This window comes from Spirillospora sp. NPDC046719 (assembly GCF_040645715.1).
GTDB lineage: Bacteria > Actinomycetota > Actinomycetes > Streptosporangiales > Streptosporangiaceae > Spirillospora.
The window spans coordinates 1-8,398 of sequence record NZ_JBEYYT010000407.1; the positions used below are offsets into that span (position 1 = coordinate 1).

At 73.1% G+C, this 8,398-nt stretch carries 10 protein-coding genes; 5 read left to right on the forward strand and 5 right to left on the reverse strand.

The features are described 5' to 3' along the window. The 4 genes from ABZ914_RS41020 to rimP form a co-directional block, all read right to left on the reverse strand. Window positions 1–302 (reverse strand): translation initiation factor IF-2 N-terminal domain-containing protein (locus tag ABZ914_RS41020; RefSeq protein WP_500200036.1); only part of this gene is annotated, 302 nt, incomplete at its 3' end. Window positions 303–410: 108 nt separating this feature from the next. Beyond that, on the reverse strand, window positions 411–752 hold the full coding sequence (locus ABZ914_RS41025) for a YlxR family protein (protein WP_500200038.1): 342 nt from the start codon (window positions 750–752) through the stop codon (window positions 411–413). Then, on the reverse strand, window positions 718–1,785 hold the full coding sequence (gene nusA / locus ABZ914_RS41030; RefSeq protein ID WP_500200050.1) for a transcription termination factor NusA: 1,068 nt from the start codon (window positions 1,783–1,785) through the stop codon (window positions 718–720). Before nusA ends, ABZ914_RS41025 begins: the two co-directional genes overlap by 35 nt. 25 nt (window positions 1,786–1,810) lie before the next feature. Beyond that, window positions 1,811–2,521 (reverse strand): ribosome maturation factor RimP, encoded by a 711-nt coding sequence (rimP, locus tag ABZ914_RS41035; protein ID WP_500200040.1) that lies wholly within the window; start codon window positions 2,519–2,521, stop codon window positions 1,811–1,813. Between the two features lie 250 nt (window positions 2,522–2,771). Between rimP and ABZ914_RS41040 the strand changes: the two genes are divergently transcribed. From ABZ914_RS41040 to ABZ914_RS41050, 3 genes are all read left to right on the forward strand, one after another. Beyond that, a complete protein-coding gene (locus tag ABZ914_RS41040; protein ID WP_500200042.1) occupies window positions 2,772–3,749 on the forward strand; it encodes a ferritin-like domain-containing protein in 978 nt (325 codons plus the stop codon). 86 nt (window positions 3,750–3,835) lie between these two features. Further along, window positions 3,836–4,405, forward strand: coding sequence for a hypothetical protein (locus tag ABZ914_RS41045; protein WP_500200043.1), 570 nt, complete (start codon window positions 3,836–3,838; stop codon window positions 4,403–4,405). A 95-nt stretch (window positions 4,406–4,500) separates the two neighbouring features. Beyond that, window positions 4,501–5,559 (forward strand): TRM11 family SAM-dependent methyltransferase, encoded by a 1,059-nt coding sequence (locus ABZ914_RS41050; RefSeq protein ID WP_500200045.1) that lies wholly within the window; start codon window positions 4,501–4,503, stop codon window positions 5,557–5,559. Between the two features lie 22 nt (window positions 5,560–5,581). Here ABZ914_RS41050 and ABZ914_RS41055 read toward each other — a convergent pair whose 3' ends face one another. Continuing rightward, window positions 5,582–6,283 carry an HAD family hydrolase gene (locus ABZ914_RS41055; protein WP_500200047.1) on the reverse strand — a complete coding sequence of 234 codons (702 nt, stop codon included), beginning with the start codon at window positions 6,281–6,283 and terminating at the stop codon, window positions 5,582–5,584. A 110-nt stretch (window positions 6,284–6,393) separates the two neighbouring features. Between ABZ914_RS41055 and ABZ914_RS41060 the strand changes: the two genes are divergently transcribed. Together ABZ914_RS41060 and ABZ914_RS41065 are read left to right on the forward strand one after the other, a co-directional pair. Continuing rightward, complete coding sequence (locus ABZ914_RS41060) at window positions 6,394–7,941, forward strand: hypothetical protein (protein WP_500200049.1); 1,548 nt, start codon at window positions 6,394–6,396, stop codon at window positions 7,939–7,941. Between the two features lie 125 nt (window positions 7,942–8,066). After that, window positions 8,067–8,333, forward strand: coding sequence for a hypothetical protein (locus ABZ914_RS41065; protein ID WP_190864761.1), 267 nt, complete (start codon window positions 8,067–8,069; stop codon window positions 8,331–8,333). Window positions 8,334–8,398 lie beyond the last annotated feature (65 nt).

Here is an 8,398-nt window from a genome sequence, read left to right on the forward strand (position 1 = left end):
GGCCCTGCGGGCCGCGGCGCCTGCGGGCGGGCACCCTGAGATTCCGATCCGCCATTGGGCGGACCGGGACGCGGCGCGGACGGGCGGGGCCCCTGGGGCCGCTTCTGGCCGCCTACGCGCCTGTCCCCCTGCTTGGAGGACGAACCGTTTGAGAAGGCTTCGGTAAGCCTGCGAACGACAGGCGCCTCGATCGTGGAGGACGCCGATCGTACGAACTCGCCCATTTCTTGGAGCTTGGCCATGACGACCTTGCTCTCGACACCGAACTCCTTGGCGAGTTCGTAAACCCGGACCTTGGCCACTGCACTCCCTACTCGGTCCGGGGGTGCGGCCACCGGACCGTCGTTAACCTGCCGTACTCATCGCGGCGTGCTCATCGAGCGCTCATAGCAATCTCGACCTGCTTCCGACTAGACGTCGCTTACCATTCGGCCATCCTGCTGCTGCGCGGCGTTCACCGCAAGCCGGTCCCGCAGCGCCGTACCGTCGAGCGGTCCCGGCAGGCGGAAAGCCCGCGGGAACGCCCGACGTCGCTCTGCGAGTTCGAGGCACCGCGGGTCGGGATGCAGATGCGCTCCCCGCCCCGGGAGCCGCCCGCGGGGATCGGGGACGATCTCGCCCTCGACCACCACCAGGCGCAACAGGTCGGACTTGGCCGTGCGGACCCGGCAGCCCACACACGTGCGTTGCGGAACTGCCCGGCCACGTTCCATGAGTCTACCGCGCCGAGGCGTCTGCGGGACCTGTCGCATGCTCTCCTGATTCGGAAGATCCGGATTCGCCGGCCTCGGGCGCCTTCGAGGCGGTCCGCCCGGACGGCCCCCCGCCCGCCGGCTCGGTGTCGGACCTGATGTCGATCCGCCAGCCGGTCAAGCGGGCCGCGAGCCGGGCGTTCTGCCCCTCCTTGCCGATCGCCAGCGAGAGCTGGTAATCGGGGACGATCACCCGTGCGACCCGGCCGTCGAGGTCGATCACCTCGACCGCTGAAACACGGGCCGGGGACAGCGCATTCCCGACGAACTCGGCCGGGTCGTCCGACCAGTCCACGATGTCGATCTTCTCGCCGTGCAGCTCGGCCATCACGTTGCGGACCCGGCTGCCGAGCGGGCCGATGCAGGCGCCCTTGGCGTTCACGCCGGGCTTGCGCGACCGCACCGCGATCTTGGTGCGGTGGCCGGCCTCGCGGGCGATCGCGGCGATCTCCACGGTGCCGTCGGCGATCTCCGGGACCTCCAGCGCGAACAGCTTGCGGACGAGGTTCGGGTGCGTGCGCGACAGCTGCACCGACGGGCCGCGGTGGCCCTTGCGGACCTGCACCACGTACGCGCGCAGCCGCTCGCCGTGGTCGTAGCGCTCGCCGGGCACCTGCTCCTGCGGCGGGAGCACCGCCTCCAGCCGGCCGAGGTCGACCAGCACGTTCCGCGGGTCCTTGCCCTGCTGGATGATGCCGCTGACGATGTCGCCCTCGCGCCCGGCGTACTCGCCGAACGTCAGCTCGTCCTCGGCGTCGCGCAGCCGCTGCAGGATGACCTGCTTGGCGGTGGTCGCCGCGATCCGGCCGAAACCGGTCGGGGTGTCGTCGTACTCGCGGAGGGCGTTGCCCTCCTCGTCGGTCTCCGTCGCCCACACGGTCACGTGCCCGCTCTGCCGGTCCAGCTCGACGCGCGCGCGGGGCGCGGCGCCCTCCGTCCGGTGGTAGGCGATCAGCAGGGCGTCTTCGATGGCCTTGACGGCCACATCGAGCGAGATGTCCTTCTCGCTCTCCAGGCCGCGCAGGGCGGTCATGTCGATGTCCACGAGGTTCCCCCCTCTAGTCCGGCTCAGCCGGAGAACGCGTTTCCTCGGCCTCGCCGGGCGGAACGGGCGAGCCGCCCCCCTCGGGGGGCGTGTCCTCCCGGGAGGACGGCCCCCCGGGCTCCCCGGAGAGGGGTTTGAACTCCACCTGGACGCGGCCGCGCCCCAGCTCGTCGAGGCCGAACCGGCGGCGCCGCGTCCCGGGGCTCCCCGGTCCGGCGGACTTGCCGCCGCCCTTGCCGGACCCCTTGGCCCGGACGGGGGCGACGTCGATCTCGACGGCCTCGTCGTCGGCCGCCACCACGCGGCCCTCGACCTGGCCGCCCTCGGCCAGCGGGACGACGACCAGCCTGCCGACGGCGCGGCGCCAGTGCCGCGGCTCGGTGAGGGGACGGTCGACGCCGGGCGAGGTCACCTCCAGCACGTACGGCGAGGCGCCCATCACGTCGGAGCCGTCCAGGAGCCCGGAGGCGGTCTCGCTCAGCCGGGCGATGTCGTCCAGGCCCACCCCGCCGTCGCCGTCGACGACGATCTTGACGAGCCGGCGGCGCCCGGCGGGCCGCACGTCGACCTCCTCGAGGTCGAAGCCGGCCGCGTCGACCGCGGGGGCGAGCAGCGCGGTCAGCTCCGCGATGGCGGTGTCGCGGGCCGGCCGGGCCGGGGCGTCGCCGCGCGCGCCCCGGGCGCGGCCCCCCTGAGCGCGGCCACCGCGGGACTCGACGCTCATGGGACCCTCCTCCTGTTGTGCCTTCCCCGCCCGCCCGTGAGGGCGGCGGGACCTGTCGCTGAAGTCACCGCTTGTCCGCTGACTCCTCAAGACTATCGAGAGCCGGACACCTCAGCGGCCTTTCGAACAGCTCACCGGCGCGCCGGATATGGAATGCTTGAGCTGGCCTGATGGACGCGTCCGGCGACCGGGACGGAGCCGCGGCGCGGCGCGGGCCGCCACCACCACACCACCGGGTGAGGAGACTCCCTTGCCAGAGGCCGTGCCGCGCCTGCCGGGAACCGTGTCGCGCCGGGGGCTGCTGCTGGGCGGCGGTGCCGTGCTCGCGGCGCCCTGGCTGGCGGGCTGCGCGGCGGAGGCGGCCGGGCCCCGTCCGGACGTGTCGACGCTCATCGGCGCGATCACCTCCGAGCAGGACCTCATCGCCACCTACGAGGCGGCGAAGGCCGCGGACGCGTCGCTGGCCCGCCGCCTCGATCCCGTCCTGGCGCACCACCGGCAGCACCTGACCGTGTTGAAGCGGCACTACGTGCCCGGCTCGGGGCGGAGGGCCCATGAGGGCGGCACGATCCCGCCGCCGCACGCGGCCGAGCTGCCCCAGGGGCCGGCGGAGATCCTCACGGCGCTGCGCCTCGCGGAGGACCGCGCCGCCGCCGCCCGCCGCGCCGACACCGCCAAGGCCCCGCCCGGCCTGGCGCAACTGCTGGCGAGCATCGGGGCGTGCGAGGCGGGGCACGCCGAGACGGTCCGCGCGCATCCGCCCGCCGACCCGGCCAAGTCGTCGACCCAGGCGATCCAGACGGCCATCGCCGCCGAGCACGCCGCCGTGTACGGCTACGGCGTCCTGGGCGGCAGGCTGCGGGGCGCGCTGCAGCAGGCCGCGAAGACGTACTGGGACGCCCATCGCGCGCAGCGGGACAAGCTGGTGTCGATCCTGTCGACGCAGCCGGTGGCCGCGGCGGCCGGATACCGGCTGCCGATCAAGGTGACCAACGCCCGCAGCGCCGCCCGGCTCGCCGCCGCGCTGGAGGACGACCTCGTCCCCGCCTACGTGGGTCTCGCCGGCGCGTCCGCCGCGGACCTGCGCGTCTTCGCCGCCGACAGCGCCGAGCGGTCGGCGGCGCGGTCGGCGAAGTGGCGGGCGAGCGCGGGCGACGGCACCCCTTCGGCGGCCTTCCCGGGCCTGCCGCCGGCGGCCCTGTCACCCCGTCCCGAACCGGGTGAGTGATCTTCGGCACGACGGGAACGAATGCGCTCCATGTACGCGTTGTCGCTTTTGCACTGGCCTACTCGGGGGAGGAGCCCAGACCTGCCATGACCAGCACCCCGCACCGGTACGAGACCGACGGGCCCGCCGGCCGCGCGCCCAGTGCGCTGGACGAGTTGCGCGCCGCCTACCGGGAGCAGCTGAACCAGCTCGCGGCCGAGCGCGACGAGGCCCGCCGCCAGGCCCGCCGCGCCAAGGCGCAGGCCGCCGTCGCCCGCGCCGATCTCGCGAGCCTGCAGAGCCGCGTCCAGGAGCTGCTGGCCGCCGCCGCGCGGCACCTGCCGGATCTGCCGGCCGTGGAGCCGGCGGAGCGTCCGGCCGAGATCGAGTCCGCGCCCGCCGCGTCCCGCGCGCTCCCGGCCCCCGAGCCCGCCAGGGCCGAGGGCACCGGTAACGAACGCCCTGAGAACGAGCCGGCGGAGATCGAGCCCGCCGTCGCGGAGTCCGCGGACGCCGCCCGTCCCATGGACGCGCGTCCCGTGCCCGTGGGAACGGTGATCGCGGCGGAGGCGGCCGAAACCGAACGTGCGGCCGAGCGGTCCGGCAACGAGACGGTCCGGCACCAGAACAGGCGCAAGTCCCGCAAGGCCAGACGCAGGAGCGTCCGGACGGGTTGACCGGGGAGGAACGGCCCGCACATGGGCCGCGCGGAGGCCGCCGGGGAGGATTTCCCGGCGGCCTCTCCGCGTCCCCGAACTGCTAATGTCCTGCGGTGACTTCGTACGGCCTCCTCGTCTCCCCCTCGCACAACCGGGTCTACGCCCAGGCCGCCTCCGGCCTGGTGAAGGCCGAGCTGGCGGTGTTCGGCGAGCGGGCCCTCGGCGGACGCCTCCGCGACATCGAGGAGACGTCGATCGGCGGCGTCCCGTACGTGACGTTCTCCGCTGACGACCTGAGCGACACCGACATCCGGCTCCTGTCGAACCTGTCGTCGCTGTACGCCCTGTTCGAGATCGAGGGCGAGCTGCTCAGGCCGGTCGGGCTGAAGCCCCTGGACCTGTTCCCCAGCGACCTGCTGACCATCCAGAAGTACTCGGGGAAGACGAACGAGTACTTCACGAAGCTGCTGCTGAACGTCACCGCGATGGCGACCGACTCCCCCATGGACCTGGTGACCGGCAGGCCCAGGCTGCTCGACCCGATGTGCGGGCGGGGCACCACGCTGAACCAGGCGATGATGTACGGGCTGGACGCGGCCGGCATGGACGTCGACGGCAAGGACTTCGACGCCTACGCGGCGTTCATCAAGACGTGGCTGAAGAACAACCGCGTGAAGCACCAGGCGGAGATCGCGCCCGTCCGGCGGGACAAGGCGGTGCTGGGCCGGCGCCTGCACGTCACCCTCGGCGCGTCCAAGGAGCTGTACAAGAGCGGCGAGACGATGGAGATCACCGTCGTGAACGCCGACGCGGCCGGGGCCGGGCGGTTCTTCCGGCCCGGGTCGTTCGACCTGATCGTGACGGACGCGCCGTACGGGGTGCAGCACGGCAGCCGGTCGAAGGGCGCGCGGCAGGGCCAGAAGAACGGGCCGCGGCTGTCGCGCAGCCCCGTGGAGCTGCTGGAGACCGCGGTGCCGGAGTGGACGCCGCTGCTGCGGCGCGGCGGCGCGATCGGGATCTCCTGGAACACGTTCGTGGGGCGCCGCGAGGAGCTGGCGGAGATCCTGACCTCCAGCGGGCTGGAGGTGCAGGACTCCGAGCCCTACCTGGGCTTCCGGCACCGCGTCGACCAGGCGATCTCCCGCGACCTGATCGTCGCCCGCAGATCCTGACCCATTCCGGGGTGCGCCGGTCCTAGGGGGCGTGCCAGGTCTCCACGTGCGGGAGCAGCTCGCCGATGTCGTGGATCAGCGCGTCCGGGGGCGTGAGGCCGGGGCGGGTGAAGGCGTGCGTCGTCTGGTGCCAGATCTGCACGGCCCGCAGCCCGGCGGCCTTGGCGCCGTGGATGTCGTCGTAGGGGCGGTCGCCGACGAAGACGCAGGCGGCGGGATCGGTGGCGCCGACCGCGTCCATGGCGGCGCGGAACGCCTCGGCGTGCGGTTTCGTCCACGGGATCTCGCTGGAGTAGACGGCGCCGTCGAGCAGGCCGAGGACGTCGTCGCGGGCGAAGATCCGCTCGTGCAGGTCGCGGCTCCACATGGTGTTGGACAGGACGCCGACCTTGATGCCGCGCTCGCGCAGCGCGCGGAGCAGGCCGGGGACGGCCGGGTCGGTCCAGGTGTGCGGGGTCCACGTCTCGTAGTGGGTGTCGAGCAGCGCGTCGGTCGGCTCGACGCCGGCGAGCGCGAACAGCTCGGCGAGGGTGGCGCTGCGGTGCTCCTCGGTGCCGCGCCGCCACAGCTCCAGCTCCGCCTCGGCGAGGGCGGCGGCGACGGTCTCGACGCTGTCGGCGGGCAGGTGCGGGGAGCAGATCGTCCGCCACATCTCGGGCAGCTCGACGTCGTGCCAGGGGGTCAGCGTGCCGCCCCAGTCGAAGATCACTGCTTGTAGGGCCATGCCGGAAATCGTAACCATCCGGGCACTCCGCACGATGATCCGTTTACGCGGTGAACCTGTCCCGGAGGGCGCGACCGGGGCCGTCCTCGTCCCGGCTTAGGAGCCCCTCCATGCGCAGACCGCTCGTCGCCTCCGCCCTGTCGGCCGCCCTGCTCGGCGCCGCCGCCGTCCCCGCGGCCGCGGGGACCATCCCCGACGGCCCGGGGAAGGGCCTGGTTCCGCAGTACATCGGCGGTCCGGCGACGCCGAAGGCGCTCGCCGGGAAGCCCGTGCCCGCCAACCCGTATCAGGGGCCGGTCGGTACGTCGTCGATGCACGCGGACGGCTACGCGTCCGACACCTACCCGTTCATGGGGCCGCTCGGCCGGAACCCCGAGGTGCTCAACGACGCCAAGGGAGGCGGGCTGCCGGGCCTGTGCTCGACGGTCACCTTCGCGAAGCGGACGGGCCTGATCGTCGCGCAGTGCACGCAGGGGCAGAACTTCATGCTGCGGCTGATCGACCCGGTGACGCTGAAGGACCTCGCCACGTACCAGCTCCCGCCCAGGTCGTCGACGGTGCAGGCGGTGTTCTCCGGCAGCCTCGACAAGGTCTTCACCGACACCTCCGGCGGCGCCTACTACTACCTGGACCCGCAGGACCGGGCGGTGCTCGCCGACTCGGCGTTCCACTTGCGCCGCTTCGCCCACGAGAAGGGGCCGGACGGCACGTGGCGGTTCACGGTCACCGACGACTGGGACCTGTCCCGCTACCTCCCGCACGACTGCGCCACCTGGACGAACCCGTGGCCGAAGGGCGAGTGCGACCCGATCACCGCGGTCGGCCCGGACTGGACGGGCCTGATCTGGTGGATCACGCGGGCCGGGCGGATCGGCACCGTGGACCCGGGGTCGGGCGCGGTGAAGGTGACGCGGCTCCCCGGCGAGCAGATCCAGAACTCGTTCGCGGCCGCGGCGGACGGCGTCTCGATCGTGTCGGACCACGCGCTCTACCAGATGAAGGCGGGCCCGGACGGCACGCCGAAGGTGCTGTGGCGCGAGACCTACGACCGCGGCACCGGCCGCAAGCCGGGGCAGATCGACCAGGGTTCGGGGACGACCCCGACGTTCCTCGGCGACCGGTACGTGGCGATCACCGACAACGCCGACGACCGGATGCACGTGATCGTGCGGCGCCGCGACGACGGCGGGCTGGTCTGCCAGGTCCCCGTCTTCGGCAGCGGCGCGAGCGCGACGGACAACTCCCTCATCGGCTACGGGAGCAGCCTGTTCGTCGAGAACAACTACGGCTACAAGAACTTCTTCGAGTTGCCGCCCGGCGGGTCGTCCACGGGCGGGGTGAGCCGGGTGGACGTGAACGCCGGCGGGAAGGGCTGCCGCACCGTCTGGACGAGCCCGGAGCGGTCGCCGTCCACGGTGGCGAAGGTCTCCGTCCCGGCGGGGCTGCTCTACCTGTACACGAAGGACCCGCGCAAGGACCTGATCGACGCCTGGTACCTCACGGCGGTGGACGTCCACACGGGCCGGACCGTCTACAAGGTGCTGACCGGCACGGGCAAGTGGTTCGACAACAACTGGGCGCCCGTCACCATCGGCCCGAACGGGACCGCGTACGTGGGCGTGATCGGCGGCCTGGTCGCCGTCCGTGACCGCGACTAGGCCCGCCCGTAACCGCGATTAGGCCCCTCCGGAACGCGGTTAGGCCCGTCCGGACCGTGAGTAGGCGCGGCGCCAGCGGGGATACACGTCTGATCGGACGAACCCGACCGGACCGTGGAGGAGCCATGAGGGCGCGCAAGCCCGGGGAGAGCCGCGACTTCCGCGAGGACGTCGACGACATGGGCGACAACGATCAGGACATCGAGATCGGCCTGACCGAGGAGTACGTGACCGACCCGCCCGACGACCTGAGGATCGAGGACCCCCAGCCGGACCCGGACGGGCTGAGCATCGACGAGTACGAGCGGGAGGCGGAGCGGGCCGGCGACGACCCGCCGGAGCCCGACACCGCCGCCGAATCCGATGCCGTGAACCCCACCCGCCGCCCGTAAGCCCGCTCGCGGCCCGCCGCGGCGCCCCGGCTCGGCGCGCGGCAGGTGCCCCGAGAGGCCGCGGC